The sequence below is a fragment of the Acinetobacter lwoffii genome (assembly GCF_024129735.1).
Classification (GTDB): Bacteria; Pseudomonadota; Gammaproteobacteria; order Pseudomonadales; family Moraxellaceae; genus Acinetobacter; species Acinetobacter lwoffii_H.
Genome location: NZ_JAMXXK010000030.1, coordinates 10,986 through 30,908, shown reverse-complemented (window position 1 = coordinate 30,908; position 19,923 = coordinate 10,986). Strand labels below are relative to the sequence as shown.

Sequence of the window (19,923 nt, the reverse complement as noted above, 5' to 3'; positions counted from 1 at the left end):
GTGGTCAGGGTAAACCAATAACAAGCCTGAACACCGCCACCTAAAAGAAGGATTTTGCCATGAGCCAATTTATACCGTTAACCATTAAATCGATTCAGCCACAAACCGAGCAGGCGATCTGCATTGCCTTTGATCTCGCGCCTGAACAATTGGATGCTTTCCAATATCAGCCAGGTCAGCATCTCACCATCCGCCATTTAAGCGATGACGGCGAGCTGCGCCGCTGTTACTCCATTTGTAGTGATACTCAGGAAGATATGAGTATTGCAATTAAAAAAATTGATCAGGGTCAGTTCTCGATCTGGGCCAATGATCATTTGAAAGCAGGCGATGTTTTAGAAGTGATGCCGCCGCAAGGGGTGTTCTTTCAAAAAGCAGCCAAGGCAGGCGGTCAACATTATTTAGGTTTTGCAGCAGGCAGTGGCATTACCCCGATCTTATCCATTGTGAAGTCGGTTTTAAACCGTCAGTCGGAAGCCACCTTTACTTTGGTCTATGGCAATCGTTCTTGGAAACAGACCATGTTTTCTGAACAGATTATGGATCTGAAAGATCGTTTTAAAGAGCGTCTGCAACTGGTGAATATTTTTTCCCGTGAATTGAATGATAGCGAGATTTTTAACGGGCGTATCAACGCAGATAAATTGCAGCAGCTGTTTCAGGCCAATCTGATTTCTGCTGAAGCCGATCACTGTTTTGCCTGTGGCCCTGAAGAAATGATGACGGCGGTGGAAACGGTATTACCGACTTGGGGCATTCAGCGCAGCAAGATTCATACCGAACGTTTCAATACCGGGACTGCACCACGAGCAACCGCCCAGCAGATGGAAAGCCGCAGTGAAGAACGCGTCAATATCATCCTCGATGGTCGCGAGCTGATTGTTGAAGTCTCTAAACAGGATGACAGTATTTTAGATGCTGCGCTACGTGCCGGAGCGGACTTACCTTATGCCTGTAAGGGCGGTGTTTGTGCCACCTGTAAATGTAAGGTGCTGGAAGGTCAGGTTGAAATGGCGGTGAATTACAGTCTGGAAGAAGACGAAATCCAGAAAGGTTATGTGCTGAGCTGTCAGGCACGTCCGACCACAGCCAATGTACGTCTGAGTTTTGATGAATAAGTACGGAATCAATTGCTGAGCATAGCAGGAGTTCAAGGATGACTTACATTAAAACCAGCTCACCCAAGCCAGGTGTGGTACTGATTGAGCTGAATCGCCCGGAAAAGCGTAATGCCTTAAACAATGCCACCTTGCAAGACATTGCAGCCTGTTTACAAGACTTGGAAACAGATGCTGCTGTGAAAGCCGTGGTCATCACCGGAAATACACAATGCTTTGCTGCTGGTGCCGATTTAAATGAGCTGGCGCAGTTAGATGTGGTTAGCATCCAGCAGGATCAGCGGCCACTGCTGTGGAAAAAAATTGATGAATTTTCCAAGCCTTTAATCATGGCCGTAAATGGCTATGCTTTTGGTGCAGGTTTCGAATTGGCTTTGCATGGTGACATGGTGCTGACCGGAGAAAATGCCCAGTTTGCCTTGCCTGAAATTGGCTTAGGCATGTTGCCGGGTGCCGGTGGAACACAGCGTCTGGCCCGTCTGGTCGGTCAGCAATTGACGATGCGCTGGGCCATGACCGGTGAAATGATTTCGGCACAGACCGCATTGCAACATGGCATTAGCAGCCAGGTTTGTCCGGCAGAACTGACCGTGCAATACGCACTGGAGCTGGCAGAAAAAATTGCCAAGCAGGCACCGCTGGCTATTCGTGCCATCAAGCAATCCTTAAAGTCGATTCATGAAGTGACTTTAAGTCAGGGATTGAAGCTCGAGCGTCAACATTTTGTCTGGCTGGCGGCGACCCAAGATCGCCAGGAAGGCATCAATGCATTTTTAGAAAAAAGAAAACCAGAATTTAGAGGTGTGTAATGGATTATCAAACAATTATTGTCGAAGAAAAAAATGCAGTGGGCTACCTGACCTTTAACCGTCCAAAACAGCTCAACAGTTTTAATGAAACCATGCATCAGGAAGTGTCCAGTGTCATGAAAGCCTGGGCCAAAGACAGCCAGATTCGTGCAGTGGTGATTTCAGCCGAAGGGCGTGGTTTCTGTGCTGGTCAGGATCTGAATGATCGTGTGGTCGATCCGAATGCCGATGCACCGGACTTAGGCCTGTCAATTGAAAAATATTATAACCCTTTGATCAAACTGATTACCGAGATGCCAAAACCAGTGATCTGTGCGGTGAATGGCGTGGCAGCAGGTGCTGGCGCCAATATCGCCTTGGCTTGTGACATTGTGGTGGCAGCAAAATCGGCTTCTTTTATTCAGGCTTTTTGCCGTCTAGGTTTAGTGCCAGATTCAGGCGGTACCTGGTTCCTGCCGCGTCTGGTCGGGCGTGCCCAGGCGATGGGCTTAGCGATGCTGGGCGATAAAATTCCGGCTGAGCGCGCAGTACAACTGGGCATGATCTGGCAGGTGGTTGAAGATGAGCAACTGCAAGCAGAAGCGAAAAAACTGGCAGAGCATCTGGCGCAGCAACCGACCTATGGTCTGTCGCTGATTAAAAAAGCCATTCATGCCGCAGCTGACAACAATCTGGATGAGCAGCTGATTCTGGAGCGTGACCTGCAACGTCTGGCTGGACGTTCAAGCGATTATAAAGAAGGTGTGCAAGCCTTTATGCAGAAGCGCACCCCTGAATATAAAGGATGCTAAATCATGCAACAGATCAATTTAGAACAAGTCAAAGTTGCTGTGGTGGGTGCTGGGACCATGGGGATTGGTATTGCACAACTGGCAGCCATGCACGGGCATCCGACCTATGTATTTGATCTCGATCGCAGCAAGGTTCAGAGTGCCTTGACTGTTTTAGAGGCGCAGCTCAGCAAGCGCGTACAGAATGGCAAAATGAGCCAGCAACTGCTCGATAGCACTTTGGCCAATCTGATCGTGGCAGAGGACATTCAGCAGCTTGCCGATGTGGGCCTCATTATTGAAGCCATTGTCGAAAAGAAGGAAGTGAAGCAAACCCTGTTTCAGCAGCTGGCTACCATTTGCCCGGAACAGACGATTTTTGCGTCCAATACCTCATCGATTTCCATTACCGCAATTGCCTCGGCTATTCCGCATCCGGAGCGGGTGATTGGACTGCATTTCTTTAATCCGGCACCGGTAATGAAGCTGGTCGAGATTATCCACGGACTGAAAACCTCAGCAGTCCTTGCCGATGCAGTATTTGAGCTGATGAAGGATTGGAACAAAGTCCCGGTACGGGCCAAATCGACCCCCGGCTTTATCGTGAATCGTGTCGCGCGGCCTTATTATGCCGAAGCCTTTCGTGCCTTGCAGGAAAATGCCACCACCCCGGAACAGCTCGATTACATCATGCGCGAATGTGGCCGTTTTGCCATGGGACCGTGTGAACTCACGGACCTGATTGGTCAGGATGTGAATTTCTCGGTGACACAAAGTGTCTACCAGGAGTTTTTCTATGAACCACGCTACCGCCCGTCCTTGATTCAAAAAGAGCTGGTCGATGCTGGCTGTTATGGCCGAAAGTCCGGTCAGGGTTTTTATGATTATATGCAGGCCAAGCCTGCACCAGTGTATGAATTGCCAGTATGTTATGCCAAGTCGCTGAATAAGCTCAAAGTCACGGTAAAAGGTGAATGGCTGCATTCCTCAGCATTGATTGCACGCTTAAAACAGGCAGCCCATGTGGAACTGAGTTTTCAGGCAGCAGAACAGAATGAAATCCTGATTGGTGATCTTTCTCTGCGAATGTCGCTCGGTGAGTCGGTTGAACTGGCTTATCCGCATGAGCCTGTAGTGTTGATGGACTGGCATGCAGATTGGACAAATGCCGAGGCAATTCCAGTCGTTGCATCACCGGCGTGTAGTACTGAACAGCGCCAGGCAGTGGAGCTATTCTTCATAGGTATGGATATGATACCTATTTGGTCTAAGGATCATCCGGGTCTTTATGTTATACGTAGTATCGCCATGTTGGTGAATGAAGCCTGTGAAGCAGTATTGCATGATATTGCATCAGAGCAAGATATTGATTCTGCTATGAAATATGGAGTGAATTATCCTTGTGGTCCATTCGAATGGGCAGATAAAATTGGGTATTACACAATTTTACAAATTTTAGAAAATATGTATTGTATCTATGGTGAAGATCGCTATAGAACTAGTATATATTTAGCAAAGAAAGCGGTGCAGGGACATGCACAGAAAACTCAGCAGCAACCATTACGTGTTGCTGGCTAAAAGGAAGAATCATGGAACAGGTTTATATTTTTGATGGAATTCGCACCCCGATCGGACGCTATGCCGGTGGACTGAGCAGCATTCGTGCTGATGATCTGGCAGCGCTACCGATTCAATATCTGAAAGATCAGCATCCGGCCTTGCCATGGGCAGAACTGGATGAAGTGATCTTGGGCTGTGCCAATCAGGCCGGTGAAGATAACCGCAACGTGGCGCGTATGGCTGCTTTACTTGCAGGACTACCTGAATCTGTTCCAGCACTTACCGTAAACCGTTTATGTGCCTCAGGTCTGGATGCGATTGGACTGGCAGCCCGTGCCATCAAATCGGGTGAAGCCCAATTTGTTTTGGCTGGTGGCGTAGAATCTATGAGCCGAGCGCCTTTCGTGCAATCCAAACCTACAACTGCCTTTAGCCGTACCCCTGAAATTTATGACACCACCATTGGCTGGCGTTTTATCAACCCAAAATTTAAAGCGCAGTTTGGCATCGACAGCATGCCGGAAACAGCCGAAAACGTCGCTGAAAAGTATCAGATTAGCCGTGCAGACCAGGACCTGTTTGCCTATCACAGCCAGCAGAAAACTGCTGTAGCCCAGCAGAAGGGTATTTTTGCCGAAGAAATTCTGCCGGTAGAGGTCAAAGGTCCGAAGAAAACCACCCTCACCATTTCCCAGGATGAACACCCGCGTGCAGAGACAACGCTGGACAATCTGGCCGCCTTAAAAACCCCATTTCGTAAAGAAGGCGGTTCGGTCACTGCCGGCAATGCTTCAGGTGTCAATGACGGTGCAGCTTGCGTCTTGCTGGGCAATCAGCAGTTTGCCGAGCAGTATGGTTTGCGCCCGAAAGCCAAAGTGATCGGGATGGCCAGTTCTGGTGTTGAAGCCAAATATATGGGCATTGGTCCGGTGCCAGCCGTACATAAAGTGCTGAAACAGACTGGACTCAGTCTGGAACAGATGGATGTGATTGAGCTGAATGAAGCATTCGCAGCGCAATCGCTGGCTGTGATCCGTGAACTCGGTTTGCAAGACGATGATTCCAGAATTAACCCGAATGGCGGTGCCATCGCTTTGGGTCATCCGCTGGGTATGAGTGGCACCCGTTTAGTGATTACCGCCATGAAAGAATTAAAACGTCGTAATGGCAAATATGCACTCTGCACCATGTGTGTGGGTGTTGGTCAAGGTGTTGCACTGGTTTTAGAAAATATGGATTAAACACATCATTCAATCAATGAATTAAACCGTGGTCAGGAAGACTGCGTCAGGAGTAAGAATATGAATAACAATGCAATGGAAAAAATTGAAAAAGTATCGGTTGATGAGCTACGCAGTGTTCAGCTACAGCGTATGAAAAAGACGTTGCAACATGCTTATCAGAATAGCCCGGTTTATAAAAAGAAATTCGATGATGCTGGCGTGCATCCAGACGATTTTAACTCACTGGAAGACCTGGCCAAATTCCCGTTTACCACCAAACAGGATTTACGCGATAATTATCCGTTTGGCATGTTCGCTGTGCCACAGGAACAGATTGTACGTGTACACGCATCTTCTGGCACCACCGGTCAGCCGACCGTAGTTGGTTATACTCAAAATGATATTAATGTCTGGTCAGACGTGGTGGCGCGTTCATTACGCGCAGCCGGCTTGAGCAGTAAAGATATCATTCAGGTGTCTTATGGTTATGGTCTGTTCACGGGCGGTCTAGGCGCGCATTATGGCGTTGAACGCTTGGGTGCAACCGTGATCCCAATGTCTGGCGGACAAACCGATAAACAGGCGCAACTGATTCATGACTTTAAACCGACAGCACTGATGGTCACGCCATCTTATTGCCTGAATATTATTGAAGCGCTTGAAAAGAAATTTGGCACAGCCAAAAACTGTTCGATTAAAACCGGTGTGTTTGGTGCAGAGCCATGGACCAATGAAATGCGCAAGGAAATCGAAGAACGTCTGGGCATTGATGCGCTGGATATTTATGGTTTATCAGAAGTCATGGGGCCGGGTGTAGCGATGGAATGTCTGGAATCCAAAGATGGCCCAACCATTTGGGAAGATCATTTCTATCCTGAAATTATCCATCCGGAAACCGGCGAAGTGCTGCCAGATGGCGAACTGGGTGAACTTGTCTTCACCACCATTACCAAAGAAGGCATGCCGGTAATCCGTTACCGTACCCGTGATCTAACCCGTTTATTGCCAGGCACGGCACGCACCATGCGCCGTATGGACAAGATTGTCGGCCGCAGTGATGACATGATGATTATTCGTGGGGTCAATGTCTTCCCGTCGCAGATTGAAGAGCAGATTTTACAGATCCAGCAACTGATTCCGAACTACCAGATTCAGATTTGCAAACAGGGACATCTGGATACATTGCATATCCGTACCGAAATGCGTAAAGATAGCAGTGACATTATGGCGCACCAGCTGGCAACTCAGCTGAAAAGCCAGATTAAAACCATGGTCGGAATCACCGTAAGTGTCGAAGTGTTACCTGAAGGGAGTCTGCCACGCTCTGAAGGCAAGGCACAGCGCGTGTTTGATATCCGCAAGTCTGCATGAAGTACTATTGGATGATAGCCAAATGGTCTATCATCCAGTTTCTATAAGGTAAAGTTAAACGCAATGAATCCGAAATTAAAACAAATAATTGATGACTTTATTCAAACTGAAGCACTCAGCGGAACCTCATTAATCATGACCATCTTTGGTGACTGTATTTTTCACCGGGGTGGCATTATCAGTCTGGCCAGTCTAATTCAGCTCATGGATGTCTTCGGATTTAATGAACGATCGGTACGGACTGCCGTATTTCGTCTGGTCCAAAATGGCTGGCTGATGTCTGAGAAAATTGGTCGCACCAGTTATTATCGCGTAACCGAAAGCAGCCGCCAGCGTTTTATTATGGCGGATCAAAAAATTTACAGTTTTCAGCATACCGAATGGGATCAGAAGTGGGATCTGGTGCTGCTCAGTTCAGTGGAACTGGAAAATAAACTGGTTCTGAAAAAAGAACTGGAATGGCTGGGCTTTGCCAATATCGCCACTAATGTCATGGCCTATCCGGGCTGTGATCACCAGAAACTGCAAAACCTGCTGCTGAACCTGAAAATGACCGACCAAGTCGTGGTGTTTAAGGCCGAAACCTTGCAGCTCTGGCAGGAATCCTATCCAACCGTGAAACGCATGGTTGCCACCAACTGGCCGGTGCAGGAACTGCATCAGCGCTATGAAAAATTTATTGCGGATTTCCGGGAATTCTTTCATCTGGTGGAACAGGAAGATGAGCTGGATCCGGTTCAGGCCTTTCAGTTGCGTATTTTGCTGATTCATCAATTCCGCCGGATTTTATTAAAAGATCCAAATCTGCCTTTTGAATTATTGCCATCCAACTGGCTTTCCCTGAATGCCCGTAATCTGAGCAGTAATTTATATCAAACCGTGGTTGCGGCAGGGGATGAATTCTTTATGGAGATCGCCCGAACTTCGGAAGGTTCGATGCCGCCGGTACATCCACAATTTTATAAACGTTTTGGTGGTTTAAGGCTAGAAGAAACCAGCTAATCCAGACTCGCATGTTTAAAGGAATAAAATAATGCCGTGTTATGCCATTGATGGTGTGATTCCTGTGGTCAGCCTTCGTGCTTATGTACATCCACAAGCCGTTCTGATCGGGGATGTGGTGATTGAAGAGGGCGTATATATCGGGCCTTTCGCAACTTTAAGAGCCGACTTTGGCGGGATTCACATCCAGCAAAATGCCAATGTCCAGGATTCCTGCACCATTCATGGTTTCCCTGGCAGTGTCACGCTGGTCGAAGAATATGGTCATATCGGACATGGCGCGATTTTACATGGCTGTATCATTCGCAAAAATGTACTGGTGGGCATGAACAGCGTGATTCTGGATGAAGCCGAAATTGGTGAAAATACCATTATCGGTGCCAATAGTACGGTTAAAGCCAAGGCCCAAATTCCGGGAAATTCATTGGTACTCGGTAGTCCGGCGCGGGTCATCCGTCCCCTGGAAGCCAAAGAAATCGCCTGGAAAAGCAAAGGGACGCAAGAATATATTCAGCTGACCGAGCGCTGCTTGTCCTCAATGCAGGAGGTCAGTCCGTTAACAGAAGTCTCCGCAGACCGGCTGAGCTATAAAGCCTTCAAGGCAGAGTATCAGATCAAGCAGAATAGTCTGAATGATTAAGTCAGGAACATGATTCTATTCATTAGATGAATTCTGCATTTTAAAAACATGAAGTGACTGAAACCAAATTCCCACTGCATTTCCTGACCGTCTATTTAGACTGAAATAAAACTGGTCTGGAAAGCATATATGGAAAATAAGGAATTTAAGGATTACTTCTCCCAGCAGTCCCAGGATTATGCCTTGTTTCGTCCGCATTATCCGAATACATTGGGAAAGCTATTGGCAGAGCTGTCACCAGATACCAAATTGGCTGTAGATGTCGGCTGTGGTTCTGGACAGCTTTCAGAGGTTTTGGCGAATTACTTCGATCAGGTGATGGCAATTGATGCAAGTAGTGAACAGCTTGCCCAGGCCAAACCGCATCCAAAAATTCAGTATGGTCAGGCATTCGCTGAAGAGATCCCGTGTGCTGAGCAGAGTATTGATCTGATTGCGGTGGCTCAAGCAGCGCATTGGCTCGATCTGGAAAAGTTTTATGCAGAAGTTCGCCGTATTGCCCGGCCCAATGCCATTCTGGCTTTAATTAGCTATGGCGTGTTCAGTGTGGATGAGCCCCATCTGAATCATTACTTTAAGCATTTTTATGAGGTGACGCTTGCACCGTACTGGCCGCCTGAACGTCGCCATGTAGATGAAGGATATAAAAATCTACCATTTCCATTTCAGGAAATTGTGATTCAACCACCTGTATTAGAGGTTGAATGGAACTTTTATCAGTTAATTGGTTATATGAGTACTTTGTCGGCCGTGAAAGCTGCCACTAAAGCACTTGGACATAATCCACTGAATGTACTGGCAGATGCCTTATTGCCACAATGGGAAGGTCCAGAATTGCCTAGAGTCATTCGCTGGCCATTATCAGTGCGTGCGGGGCGTATAACCGTTTAAAGAATATTCAAGCTAAAGCCTGTTTATTGGACAATGGATTGAATATTTCAAGGCTCAGAATTATCGCCCTAGAATCATTTCCAGCACAAATTTAGACCCAATAAAACCCAGTGCCAGCAAGCCAAAACCGAGCAGAGTAAAGCGCACGGCTTTCTGGCCACGCCAGCCAAACTTCCAGTGTCCGATTAATAGTGAACCGTAAACCAGCCAGGAAATAATACTGAACGCAGTTTTATGTGCCAGATGTTGAGCAAAGAAATTGTCGATGGTAAAAAAGCCAAAGCCCAAAGCGAGGGTAAGTAAAACAAAACCGGTCATCAGCATATCAAACAGCAATGATTCCATGTCTTGATAAGAGGGTAGCAAACTGACCCAAACGCGGCGTTTTTGCTTCTTTTTCAGCTCACGATCCTGAAAGCGTAAAATTACGGCCTGAATGGTCGCCATGAGCAATACCGCATAAGCAGACAAAGACAGGATAATATGAATATCCAGACCCAAAGAGTTTTGTGTGATGATTTTTGCAGGCTGAGTAAACGCAAAGCCAAGAATTAATCCGGTCGCAGCCACCGGAATCCCGATCAGGTTCAGGGCAATAATCGGACGATAAGTGCTGTAAATAATGCTGAGTAACAGCATCAGACCAGAGGTAAAGGAAAACAGGGCAAAGACATCATAATTGATGCCCAGCGGGGTATGCATATCGCCATATAAAACCAGCGCATGCAAGCCCAGTCCAAGCAGTGCGGTTAGCGAGACAAACCATTGATTAGGAGCACGTTTAGACATTAAATGAATGAACAGATACCAGAAGGAAGCGGTATAAGCGACTAATGCTAAGATCGTATAAACCAAGGGGAGGCTAACCATGTCAAACCTTTTTAAGGGTGATGAATATTCATTTATATAAATTCGCTGCGAACTACAGTATCCTATAGCATTCTATGCATAAATTTTCTATTTTAAGAAACAATTTTTTGCTCATGGCTATTTTAAGCGGATTTTGCAATGTTTGATACCTTAACAGAACGACTCACGCAGAGTTTAAGAAATGTTACTGGCTCAGGGCAGCTAACCGAAGACAATATTAAAGATACGTTACGTGAAGTGCGTATGGCGCTTCTTGAGGCCGATGTTGCGTTACCTGTAACTCGTGAATTCATCGCGAAAGTTAAGGAAGAAGCATTGGGCCAGGAAGTGATGACTCAGTTATCTCCTGGGCAGGCTTTTGTCAAAATCGTTCATGACGAATTGACCAAAATGATGGGCGAGGCCAATGAAAGCCTCGACCTCGCTGCAAAACCACCTGTGGTTGTCCTGCTGGCAGGCTTGCAGGGTGCAGGTAAAACAACAACTGCAGCGAAACTTGCACGCTTCTTACAAGAACGTCAAAAGAAAAAAGTCGCGATGGTCTCTGCCGATGTGTATCGTCCGGCTGCGATCAAACAGCTACAGACTGTCGCAGGTGAAGTCGGTGCGATTTTCCTAGAATCCAGCGCAGACGAAAAACCGATTACGATTGTGAATCGCGCGATTGAACAGGCAAAAATCCAGTTTGCCGATGTACTGATTGTCGATACGGCAGGCCGTTTGCATATCGATGATGACATGATGGGTGAAATAAAAGAGCTGCATGCAGCGATTAACCCGACTGAAACCCTGTTCGTGGTCGATGCCATGACCGGTCAGGATGCGGCAAACACCGCCAAAGCATTCAACGATGCCTTGCCTTTAACTGGTGTGATCCTGACCAAAACTGATGGTGATGCGCGCGGTGGTGCAGCGCTTTCAGTACGCGCGATTACCGGCAAGCCAATCAAATTCCTGGGTATGGGTGAGAAACTCGATGCCCTGGAGCCATTCCATCCTGAGCGTGTTGCACAGCGTATTCTCGGTATGGGTGATGTACTTTCTTTGGTCGAAGAACTTGAACGCAAGGTCGACAAAGAAAAAGCCGAAAAAATGGCGAAAAAACTGCAAAAAGGCGGCAGCTTCAACTTTGAAGACATGCTGATGCAGTTTGAGCAGATGAACAAGATGGGCGGCATGATGGGCTTCCTGGACAAACTTCCTGGCATGAGCAATGCCGGTCTGCAAGATGCGTTGGCGCAAGCCAATCCTGAAAAGCAGGTCAAGAAAATGGAAGCGATTATCCAGTCGATGACCATCAAAGAGCGCCGTAACCCGGACTTGATGAACCCAAGCCGTAAAAAACGTATCGCAGCAGGTTGTGGTATGGAAGTGGCAGAAGTCAACAAGCTGATCAAGCAACATGCCCAAATGGCCAAGATGATGAAAAAATTTGCCAATCCATCCGGTATGGCAAAAATGATGAAGTCACTCGGCGGCTTGCAGAAACAGTTTGGCGGCGGCGGTGGTATGGGTCCATTGTTCGGCGGCAACGACAAGAAATAAGTTGTGTTTAAAAAAAAGGCGCAATATGCGCCTTTTTTTATTGCGAATAAATGGTCAAACTGGTTTAAACAAAACAACATTTACTTACCCAAAATAAAAATCCGATCAGGCAGACTCAGGAGCATGAGCACAAAATAAAGAGAAATTTCAAATGACCCAAGTGATTGTCGTACATGGTTATACTGCAAGCCCGGAAGAAAATTGGTATCCGTGGATTCAGGAAAAAGCCCAACAGGAAAACGTCAGTTTAAAAGTACTTCGGCTCGATCCATCGACCACACCAACACTGGACACCTGGGATCAGCAAATGCGTGAACAGATTGATGCAATTGACGAGGACAGTATCTTTATTGCACATAGCTTGGGAACTGTGGCCGCATTGCATTACTTATCCAGAGAATTAAAACAGCAGAAAATTCAGCAACTGGTATTGATCGCGGGATTTAATGGCCGGTTAGGTCGTCTGGATGAAGTAAACCCTTTTATTGATGCCGCTGATATCGATTTTGATTTACTCAAACAGCAGATTGCAGAACGTGTAGTGATCTATTCTGAAGGCGATGACCGGGTTGCACCAGAATTTAGTCTGGAACAGGCGGACAGTCTGGATGCCATTGTGGTGAATGCCAAGCATCACGGACATTTTATTGATTCTCAAGGCTGTACTGATTTGCCAGAACTCTGGAAAGTAATCGAACCTTATCTGATTAAATCTTAAATTTAGGCATGTTATTGTATTCGCTAAATTTTAAAATTTAACATGAGATGGTGTTCAAAAAGGCACTTGAATTCCATCTCCAGAATGGTTAAAACTTATTTTTTGTCGACGCAATTTGCGTTCAATGATAATAAGTAAATCACTATGAAAAATATAATAAAGAAAGTCTATATCGTGCCGGATTATCAGGCGACCTCCAATGATCACTGGTACCCGTGGCTGAGTCGCCAGCTTAAAAATGCCGGTTTTGAGTCTAAACGGATTATGCTGGCCAACCCCTTTCAGCCCAATTTAGAAGAATGGCAGCAGAACCTGAAATTGCACATTCCGCACATGGATGAACATACCTTTTTAGTTGCACATGGCCTGAGTTGCGTCAGTGTTTTAAACTTTTTACAGGAACATTATATTCAGCAGCAACGCAAGATCGGCGGGGTAATTCTGGTCTCAGCCTTTGATACGCCTTTGGTGGCCTGGTCAGAACTGAATAAAATACTGCAGGCTGTGCGACTCGATCTGAAAAACTTACCGTATAGCTATAAACGTGCGGTGATGCTGATCTCCAGTAATGATCCCTATGTGCCTGCACCGGTTTCCTTGCGTTTAGCCCATAGCTTAAATGCACAAATTTTTGAGATCAAAAAAGCCGGGCATTTTAACAAGGCTGATGGCTTTGCCGATTTCCCTCAGTTGCTGGACATTATCAGACAGTGTCTGGCAAATGAGCTGCAAAATGCTGCAGGCCTTTAAGCAAGAGATCAGGTTCAATCCGGGGCTGATACTGAGCGAGATGTTGCGCAAACAGCGGGGCATCTCCACCAGTTAAAACCAGCTGTGCAGGGAAATCATGCAGGACTTTTTCGATGGTGCTGAGCAGACCGAGCAGGATGCCATGATGTACCGCATCGATGGTATTGCGTCCGGGATTGAGTTCAGAAAAAGCGGCATCCGGAATTTTAATGCCTTTGGTATTCTGAATTAGGGAGTCACGTTGCAAGTACAGATTTGGCAGAATAAATCCACCCAAATGTTGTTGTCCTTGCGCCAGATCAATGGTCAGTGCTGTACCACAACTAATTACACAGTAATTTTCATGCGCTTGAGTCGCCACTGCAAGTACCTGTAACCAGCGGTCAATGCCCAGCTGAGAAGGTTCATCATAGCCACAGATCAGACCAGCATATTCCGCCTGTACCTGAGCAAAAATCACTGGAATATGCAGACTTTCTAAAATGCTGAGAATACGCTCATTACTGATTTTATCCTGGACCGAGGATAGACCCACCTGATGCAAGCCCAGTGTTTTAAAATGCTGGATCAGGCCAAGTAACAAATCAGCAGGAGACTGTAAATGTAATTCCGCTGCCTGTTCAATAATCTGATCATACTCGGTAATCCAGTATTTCAGCCTAGTATTGCCAATATCCAACCATAATTTTTTCATTGCTGTATGCCTGTTCATCCACCGTGTTGAAGGCGGAGCTGTCCCTGATAAAAGGTCTGGATTCCCTGATCGGTCAAAATCTTGACCGCACCATCGTCCTGAATCCCTAAAAAAGTACCGGAATATTGCCCTTGCACGTCAGTAAATTCAACTGCTTGTTGCATAAATGCAGCCGATCGATTAAAACGCGCCGCCAGATTCTGACTGCCATAATTGAACCATTGCCCGGCTTGTTGAATCGCCAGATATAACTGGGCAATTAGTTCGACTCTTGAAGTGCGAGATAAACCCAGCTCGCTCAGGGAACTGACCTGCTGATCTGGAAGTTCAGTGGGCAGAGGATCAATATTCAAACCGCCCCCCACCACCACCTGTGTGGATGAAATCGGCTCGACCAGAATACCGCCCCATTTTCCATGCAGGCTATACAGGTCATTCGGCCATTTCACCTGTAATTCCAGGCCTTTTAGACTCGGCATTTGCAGGATATTTAACGCAATTTCTAGCGCCAGACGACCATCAATGGGTTTTTGTGTATGCAGCAATGTGCTTAAATAGATGTTCCCTTCAGGTGAAATCCACTGACGTTGACGCTGTCCACGGCCTTGGGTCTGCACATGACTGCACACCAGAACCTGCTGTACCCCCTTCGTTGCCAATTCGCGTACATCATCATTGGTCGATGTAGTAATCGGTTTGATGAGTAATACTTCCGGGAGTTGGCCTGCATCGCTTAATCGTTGTTGCAGTTCACGAGTTTCTACATCCATTTGAATCTAAACGTGGTAAATATCGTTATGGAGTTAATCATATATTTATTGATTGGTGCAATTGCCGGATTCACAGCAGGCCTGTTTGGGGTCGGCGGTGGTTTGATTATTGTGCCCATCCTCTACATTGTTTTTACCCAGCTCCAGTACGATCCCAGCGTGATTATGCATATGGCGGTGGGCACTTCCTTGGCAACAATTATTGTGACTTCTATCAGCTCGGTTATGGCGCATCATCAACGAGGGGCAGTGCTATGGCCCGTATTTCGTAATCTGGCGCCAGGTCTGATCATTGGCTCTTTCTTGGGTGCGGGGATTGCCGACTATTTATCTGGTCAGGGTTTACAGTTACTGATTGGCTTCTTTGCGGTCTGGGTGGCATTTAGGATGTTCAGGGGGGCGCATATTCAAATTGATCCGAATCAAAAATTGCCTTCAACCCCGGTACAAATTGCTGCAGGTGGCGGGATCGGTGTGGCATCGGCCATCTTTGGGATTGGTGGGGGAAGTCTGACCGTCCCATTTCTGAATCGCTGCGGGATCGTAATGCAAAAAGCCGTAGCGACCTCTGCGGCTTGCGGTTTACCGATTGCAGTTGCAGGTGTGCTGGGGTTTATCTGGTTTGGTAAACAGGCGCAGGTCACCGTGCCAAATACTATTGGCTATATTCATATTTATGCCTTTATTGGGATCAGCATGATGAGTTTTTTCACGGCCAAGCTGGGGGCAAAAGTGGCACATCTGCTTTCACCGGCCGTATTAAAAAAATGTTTTGCTGCTCTACTGACCACCGTCGGCCTGTATTTTATTTATCAAGGTTTTATGGCCTGATTTAAATTTTTTAGGTTGGACTGATGTACCGTATTAGGAGAATAGCTCATTATTCTCCTTTTTTATGGGCCTAAGTTGGCTATATAGACATAAGATTGTCTGACAATGTCAAAGTATTTATGGATAAAAACCCGTTTAATAGCAACATAGTCCAAATAAAGGGCTAAACCAGTATCCATAAAAATAAAGACAGGAACGGTATGCCATTAGAACAAGCGCACAGTTTGTCTGAGCAGATTGCCAAGCACATTAGCGAACAGATTATTCGCGGTGAACTGGTCGAAGGCGAACGTATACAGGAGCTCAGGATTGCCTCGGAGCTCGATGTCAGTCGGGGTTCGGTTCGTGAAGCCCTGCTTTTGCTGGAACGCACCCAGCTGATTGAAATCTTTCCGCGCCGTGGGGCGATTGTCTCGGAAATGTCGGCCTTGCAGGTGCGTGCCTTATTTGATATGACCTCGTTATTGCTCGGGCAGATGGTGCATCGCATGGCGGAAACCTGGCGGGTGCATGAAGCTGAGCGTATTCAGCTATTATTAGAGCAATTGGAAGCAGAAACCCGCCAAGGACACACTGAAAAGTTTTATGATCTGATCTTTCAGGGCATGGCCCAGCAGCATGAGATGGTCGGGAATCCTTATCTGATGCGCTACTATCAGGAACTGCTGCCTTCTTTACGTCGGAGCTATTTTTTGACCCTGAATATTTCCAGACGCGAGTTACAGGAATCTTTTGACTTATTTAAACTGGTCACTGAAGCAATTTTGATACGAAAAAGCCATCAGGCCACTTTATTTATGGAAGATTTTTGTCGACACTTGCGCAACCTTGTGTTGGAATCTCTGACACGGATGAAACAAATTGAACTCGCGTGGGCCAGACGCTCACGACGTTAAATCAGGACATTATGCGTTTAAGCAGTTTAAAACTTTCAGGCTTTAAATCTTTTGCCGACAGTACCACTTTGCATTTTAAAGATAATCGTACTGCGGTCGTGGGACCGAATGGTTGTGGTAAATCTAACGTCATTGATGCCATACGCTGGGTCATGGGCGAGTCCAGTGCGCGCCAGCTGCGTGGTGGCAGCATGCAGGACGTCATCTTTACCGGAACTGCGAAACGTAAACCGGTGGGCATGGCCAGTGTAGAACTGCGCTTTGACAATACCTATGGCAAGCTGGGCGGTGCTTATAATGCCTATAATGAACTGGCAGTACGCCGTCAGGTCAACCGCGATGGCAAGTCCGAATATTTCCTGAATGGCAGCAAATGCCGTCGTCGTGATATTACCGATATTTTCCTTGGTACCGGTCTTGGGCCACGTTCTTATGCGATTATCGAGCAGGGCATGATCAACCGTCTGGTCGATGCCAAGCCAGATGAAATGCGGGTTTATATTGAAGAAGCCGCGGGTGTATCACGCTATCAGGCGCGTCGCCGTGAAACGATGCTGCATCTGGATCACACCACACAAAACCTGTCGCGTCTGGGAGATATCGCCTCCGAACTGAAATCCCAGTTAAAAACCTTGAAACGTCAGTCGGAAAGTGCAATTCAATATAAAGAACTGGAAGGACAGATCCGTACGATTAAGATCGAAATTCTGTCTTTTCAATGTGAGCAGAGCCAGCGCTTACAGGAAGAATATACCCTTGAGATGAATACGCTCGGGGAAAACTTTAAGCTGGTACGTTCCGAACTGACCAGCGTTGAACATGATTTGGGCAGCACCAGTGAACTGTTCCAGCGTCTGATTCAGCAATCCACTCCTTTGCAAAGTGAATGGCAACAGGCCGAGAAAAAACTGGCTGAACTGGAAATGACCCTGCAACAAAAGCAGTCTTTGCTAGAGCAGAATTCCAGCAGTCTGATCAAGCTGGAACAGCAAAAAGCCCAAACCAAAGAGCGTTTGCAGTTGATTGAACTGCAACTCGATACTTTACAGCAGCAATTTGAAGATCAGCAGGCGCAATTGCAGCAGCAAGATGGCCAGAGTCAGGCGCAAAGCCAGAATCTGAGTGAGCTCAAATCCCAGCAGAGTTCAGTAGCAGCGCAATTCGCACAGATTAAAACTCAGGTCGAACAGCAGCAACAGCGTAAATTGCAAATGCTGGCTCAAAGCGAGCAACTGGCAAAGAATATTGAACGGATTGAACAACAGAAACAGACACTCCAACAGCAAAGTGCACAGATTCAGCAACAGGCGCAGCAAGATGAGCTGGAGCAGTATCAGGCAGACAAAGCCCAAGTTGAACAGCAAATCGTTGGCTATGAAATTCAATTAACAGATTTAAGAACTCAATTCGAGCAGATTCAGGAAGAGCAGGCGAGTCGTCAACAACAGCTGATGCAGCTCAAATCTGAAATTCAGGTACTTCATTCAGAAAAGAAAAACCTGAGCCAATTACTGACCAAAGCCAACCCAAATGCCAAGAGTAATGCGATACAGTTAATGCATGTACTTAAGCTCAATGATGCAGGCAAGGTACATGCCAGCCTGATCGAAAAGTTTTTGGCTAAGTGGCTGTCTGCCCAGATTTTGACAGAGGGCGAGCACTTCCTTGAAGATTGTGCGCGTCAGTTAAAGCAACAGGCTGTTCAGAATAAAATTCAGATTGCCAATACGATGTGTCTGGCCGATTGGATTGAATCTCCACATTATTCACTGTGGCAACAAGTCGCGGTCGTAGATACATTAGCGCAAGCATTGCCTCTTCAAACTGAGTTATTACAAGGCCAGACATTACTGAGTTTAGATGGCTACCATGTTGGTGCGGATTGGATGATTGCACTGGACTATGATGAAGCTAGTCAGGCCGGACAAGGTGCATTGAGTCATCGAATCCGTCTGGATGAAATCGAGCAGCAACTTGCAGAACTTGAACCTAAGTTTATGCAGTTGGAGCAGCAGTTACCTGAACTCACCGATCAGGTTAAAGCTTTGCAAAGCCGGATTCAAAGCATCAGTGAGCAGCACAAGCATACCCAAAAGCAGCTGCAGCAACTCGATGTCAATATTGCCAAAGTACAAAGTAGTGCTCAGGCTTTCGCATTGCAAAAGCAGCAATTACAGCATCAGTTACAACAACTGGATGAGCAGCTTGAAGAAGATGCCATGCAGAAAGATGATCTGGAAATTGATCTGCATGCCTTGAATATCAAACTGGAACAGGCGCTACCAAATTATAAAACCCTGCAATTCCAGCTAGAAGAATTGAGTGCTCAGCTGGATGACTCACAGCAGCTCAATCAGCAAGCGCAGCAGGAACTGGAAGTGTTGCGCCGGCAAAATGTGCAAAGCCAGCAGCAGATTGAATTACTGGAAAAAGATCAGGTTTTCCTAAAAGAACAGTCTCAGCAAATTACTGCACAAATCGAACAAGCCAAAAAGTTTGTCGATCCGGTACAGCTGGAATTACCTGCTTTACAGAGCCAGTTCAATGAACAGGCGCAGATCACTGAAAAGCTGCAAAAGACTTGGGCTGACTGGCAGATTGAATTAAATCAGGTGCAGAACAAACAGCAGCAGCTGACCGAACAGCGTCACAGTTTTCAGCAGCAGGATGAAAAACTCCGTACTACACTGGAAGAAAAACGTCTGGCCTGGCAGGCAGCCAAATCTGATTTGCAGCATTATTCTGAACAACTGAAAGAATTGAATAGTGAAGTAATTTCCGGGCTAGATATTGATATCAAAGCTCATCAGGCGAAGCTGGAAAAAGCTCAGGCCCAGTTTGATAAACTCGGTGCAGTCAATCTGGCGGCTTCCGAAGAATATGAAGAAGTGTCAAAACGTTATGAGGAACTGAGTCACCAGATGCAGGATCTGGAAAATACGGTTGAACAGCTACAGGCTGCGATGAAGAGTATTGATCAGGAAACCCGTAAACTGTTTATGCACACGTTTGACCAGGTCAATGCTGAACTGCAAAACCTGTTCCCGAAAGTGTTTGAAGGCGGTGAGGCGAGTTTAAGCCTTGAAGATGGCTGGCAGTCGGGTGTAAAACTCATGGCCCGACCACCAGGTAAGCGAAACAGCTCATTGGCCTTACTCTCGGGTGGAGAAAAGGCTTTAACTGCATTAGCATTGGTATTCGCGATTTTTCGCTTAAATCCGGCACCATTTTGTGTACTGGATGAAGTCGATGCACCGCTGGATGATGCCAATGTGGGACGCTTTTGTAATTTAGTTAAAGAGCTTTCTGAACACGTGCAATTTATTTATATTACCCATAACAAACTTGCAATGATGATGGCGACTGATCTTTTAGGTGTAACCATGCCTGAACCGGGAACATCAAAATTAGTGACAGTTAATTTGGAACAGGCAAAAGAATACGGCCTAGCTGCGGAGGTATAAT

18 protein-coding genes are annotated in these 19,923 nt (G+C 46.5%); 15 read left to right on the top strand and 3 right to left on the bottom strand.

Annotation, left to right across the window (positions count from 1 at the left end):
• The first annotated feature begins 59 nt into the window (after positions 1-59).
• From paaE to NI469_RS09810, 9 genes are all read left to right on the top strand, one after another.
• On the top strand, positions 60-1,118 hold the full coding sequence (gene paaE / locus NI469_RS09850; RefSeq protein ID WP_004646059.1) for a 1,2-phenylacetyl-CoA epoxidase subunit PaaE: 1,059 nt from the start codon (positions 60-62) through the stop codon (positions 1,116-1,118).
• A gap of 38 nt (positions 1,119-1,156) precedes the next feature.
• The gene (locus tag NI469_RS09845) at positions 1,157-1,927 is read left to right on the top strand and encodes an enoyl-CoA hydratase-related protein (RefSeq protein WP_004646060.1); all 771 of its coding nucleotides are present in this window, start codon (positions 1,157-1,159) and stop codon (positions 1,925-1,927) included.
• Entirely contained in the window at positions 1,927-2,718 is a 792-nt protein-coding gene (paaG, locus tag NI469_RS09840; protein ID WP_004646061.1) for a 2-(1,2-epoxy-1,2-dihydrophenyl)acetyl-CoA isomerase PaaG, read from the top strand. The genes NI469_RS09845 and paaG overlap by 1 nt, the downstream gene beginning before the upstream one ends.
• A 3-nt stretch (positions 2,719-2,721) precedes the next feature.
• Positions 2,722-4,275, top strand: a complete 1,554-nt coding sequence (locus NI469_RS09835; RefSeq protein WP_253175022.1) for a 3-hydroxyacyl-CoA dehydrogenase — start codon at positions 2,722-2,724, stop codon at positions 4,273-4,275.
• An 11-nt stretch (positions 4,276-4,286) separates the two neighbouring features.
• Positions 4,287-5,498: a 3-oxoadipyl-CoA thiolase gene (gene pcaF / locus NI469_RS09830; RefSeq protein ID WP_253175020.1), complete on the top strand. Its 1,212-nt coding sequence runs from the start codon at positions 4,287-4,289 to the stop codon at positions 5,496-5,498.
• 60 nt (positions 5,499-5,558) lie between these two features.
• A complete protein-coding gene (gene paaK / locus NI469_RS09825) occupies positions 5,559-6,851 on the top strand; it encodes a phenylacetate--CoA ligase PaaK (RefSeq protein WP_004279191.1) in 1,293 nt (430 codons plus the stop codon).
• A 63-nt stretch (positions 6,852-6,914) separates the two neighbouring features.
• Complete coding sequence (paaX, locus tag NI469_RS09820; protein ID WP_253175018.1) at positions 6,915-7,853, top strand: phenylacetic acid degradation operon negative regulatory protein PaaX; 939 nt, start codon at positions 6,915-6,917, stop codon at positions 7,851-7,853.
• Positions 7,854-7,884: 31 nt separating this feature from the next.
• On the top strand, positions 7,885-8,493 hold the full coding sequence (locus NI469_RS09815; protein ID WP_253175017.1) for a DapH/DapD/GlmU-related protein: 609 nt from the start codon (positions 7,885-7,887) through the stop codon (positions 8,491-8,493).
• Positions 8,494-8,622: 129 nt separating this feature from the next.
• Positions 8,623-9,384: a class I SAM-dependent methyltransferase gene (locus tag NI469_RS09810; RefSeq protein WP_253175015.1), complete on the top strand. Its 762-nt coding sequence runs from the start codon at positions 8,623-8,625 to the stop codon at positions 9,382-9,384.
• Between the two features lie 60 nt (positions 9,385-9,444).
• Here the strand turns inward: NI469_RS09810 and NI469_RS09805 are convergent, their stop codons facing one another.
• The gene (locus NI469_RS09805; RefSeq protein WP_004730673.1) at positions 9,445-10,254 is read right to left on the bottom strand and encodes a cytochrome C assembly family protein; all 810 of its coding nucleotides are present in this window, start codon (positions 10,252-10,254) and stop codon (positions 9,445-9,447) included.
• A gap of 138 nt (positions 10,255-10,392) precedes the next feature.
• On the opposite strand from NI469_RS09805, the gene ffh reads away from it, so the two are divergent.
• From ffh to NI469_RS09790, 3 genes are all read left to right on the top strand, one after another.
• The gene (ffh, locus tag NI469_RS09800; protein WP_004279196.1) at positions 10,393-11,799 is read left to right on the top strand and encodes a signal recognition particle protein; all 1,407 of its coding nucleotides are present in this window, start codon (positions 10,393-10,395) and stop codon (positions 11,797-11,799) included.
• Between the two features lie 151 nt (positions 11,800-11,950).
• Positions 11,951-12,517, top strand: coding sequence for an RBBP9/YdeN family alpha/beta hydrolase (locus NI469_RS09795; protein WP_005262538.1), 567 nt, complete (start codon positions 11,951-11,953; stop codon positions 12,515-12,517).
• 144 nt (positions 12,518-12,661) lie between these two features.
• Positions 12,662-13,267 (top strand): RBBP9/YdeN family alpha/beta hydrolase, encoded by a 606-nt coding sequence (locus tag NI469_RS09790; RefSeq protein ID WP_153566707.1) that lies wholly within the window; start codon positions 12,662-12,664, stop codon positions 13,265-13,267.
• On the opposite strand, the gene NI469_RS09785 is transcribed toward NI469_RS09790, so the two are convergent.
• Both NI469_RS09785 and NI469_RS09780 read right to left on the bottom strand, forming a co-directional pair.
• A complete protein-coding gene (locus NI469_RS09785; protein ID WP_253175014.1) occupies positions 13,221-13,961 on the bottom strand; it encodes a type III pantothenate kinase in 741 nt (246 codons plus the stop codon). The two genes, NI469_RS09790 and NI469_RS09785, sit on opposite strands and share 47 nt — an antisense overlap.
• Before the next feature lie 14 nt (positions 13,962-13,975).
• Positions 13,976-14,731 carry a biotin--[acetyl-CoA-carboxylase] ligase gene (locus NI469_RS09780; RefSeq protein ID WP_253175012.1) on the bottom strand — a complete coding sequence of 252 codons (756 nt, stop codon included), beginning with the start codon at positions 14,729-14,731 and terminating at the stop codon, positions 13,976-13,978.
• A 27-nt stretch (positions 14,732-14,758) separates the two neighbouring features.
• On the opposite strand from NI469_RS09780, the gene NI469_RS09775 reads away from it, so the two are divergent.
• From NI469_RS09775 to smc, 3 genes are all read left to right on the top strand, one after another.
• Positions 14,759-15,562: a sulfite exporter TauE/SafE family protein gene (locus NI469_RS09775; protein WP_253175009.1), complete on the top strand. Its 804-nt coding sequence runs from the start codon at positions 14,759-14,761 to the stop codon at positions 15,560-15,562.
• Between the two features lie 200 nt (positions 15,563-15,762).
• Complete coding sequence (locus tag NI469_RS09770) at positions 15,763-16,458, top strand: GntR family transcriptional regulator (RefSeq protein ID WP_005262529.1); 696 nt, start codon at positions 15,763-15,765, stop codon at positions 16,456-16,458.
• Positions 16,459-16,469: 11 nt separating this feature from the next.
• Positions 16,470-19,922: a chromosome segregation protein SMC gene (gene smc / locus NI469_RS09765; RefSeq protein ID WP_253175033.1), complete on the top strand. Its 3,453-nt coding sequence runs from the start codon at positions 16,470-16,472 to the stop codon at positions 19,920-19,922.
• The last annotated feature ends 1 nt before the right edge of the window (position 19,923 follow it).

Coding starts and splice junctions, on each gene's coding strand:
- NI469_RS09790 (WP_153566707.1), top strand. CDS start 12,662: ATGAAAAATATAATAAAGAAAGTCTATATCGTGCCGGATTATCAGGCG.
- NI469_RS09835 (WP_253175022.1), top strand. CDS start 2,722: ATGCAACAGATCAATTTAGAACAAGTCAAAGTTGCTGTGGTGGGTGCT.
- paaK (WP_004279191.1), top strand. CDS start 5,559: ATGAATAACAATGCAATGGAAAAAATTGAAAAAGTATCGGTTGATGAG.
- NI469_RS09785 (WP_253175014.1), bottom strand. CDS start 13,961: ATGAAAAAATTATGGTTGGATATTGGCAATACTAGGCTGAAATACTGG.
- paaE (WP_004646059.1), top strand. CDS start 60: ATGAGCCAATTTATACCGTTAACCATTAAATCGATTCAGCCACAAACC.
- paaG (WP_004646061.1), top strand. CDS start 1,927: ATGGATTATCAAACAATTATTGTCGAAGAAAAAAATGCAGTGGGCTAC.
- NI469_RS09845 (WP_004646060.1), top strand. CDS start 1,157: ATGACTTACATTAAAACCAGCTCACCCAAGCCAGGTGTGGTACTGATT.
- NI469_RS09805 (WP_004730673.1), bottom strand. CDS start 10,254: ATGGTTAGCCTCCCCTTGGTTTATACGATCTTAGCATTAGTCGCTTAT.
- NI469_RS09815 (WP_253175017.1), top strand. CDS start 7,885: ATGCCGTGTTATGCCATTGATGGTGTGATTCCTGTGGTCAGCCTTCGT.
- pcaF (WP_253175020.1), top strand. CDS start 4,287: ATGGAACAGGTTTATATTTTTGATGGAATTCGCACCCCGATCGGACGC.
- NI469_RS09795 (WP_005262538.1), top strand. CDS start 11,951: ATGACCCAAGTGATTGTCGTACATGGTTATACTGCAAGCCCGGAAGAA.
- NI469_RS09780 (WP_253175012.1), bottom strand. CDS start 14,731: ATGGATGTAGAAACTCGTGAACTGCAACAACGATTAAGCGATGCAGGC.
- ffh (WP_004279196.1), top strand. CDS start 10,393: ATGTTTGATACCTTAACAGAACGACTCACGCAGAGTTTAAGAAATGTT.
- paaX (WP_253175018.1), top strand. CDS start 6,915: ATGAATCCGAAATTAAAACAAATAATTGATGACTTTATTCAAACTGAA.
- NI469_RS09775 (WP_253175009.1), top strand. CDS start 14,759: ATGGAGTTAATCATATATTTATTGATTGGTGCAATTGCCGGATTCACA.
- smc (WP_253175033.1), top strand. CDS start 16,470: ATGCGTTTAAGCAGTTTAAAACTTTCAGGCTTTAAATCTTTTGCCGAC.
- NI469_RS09810 (WP_253175015.1), top strand. CDS start 8,623: ATGGAAAATAAGGAATTTAAGGATTACTTCTCCCAGCAGTCCCAGGAT.
- NI469_RS09770 (WP_005262529.1), top strand. CDS start 15,763: ATGCCATTAGAACAAGCGCACAGTTTGTCTGAGCAGATTGCCAAGCAC.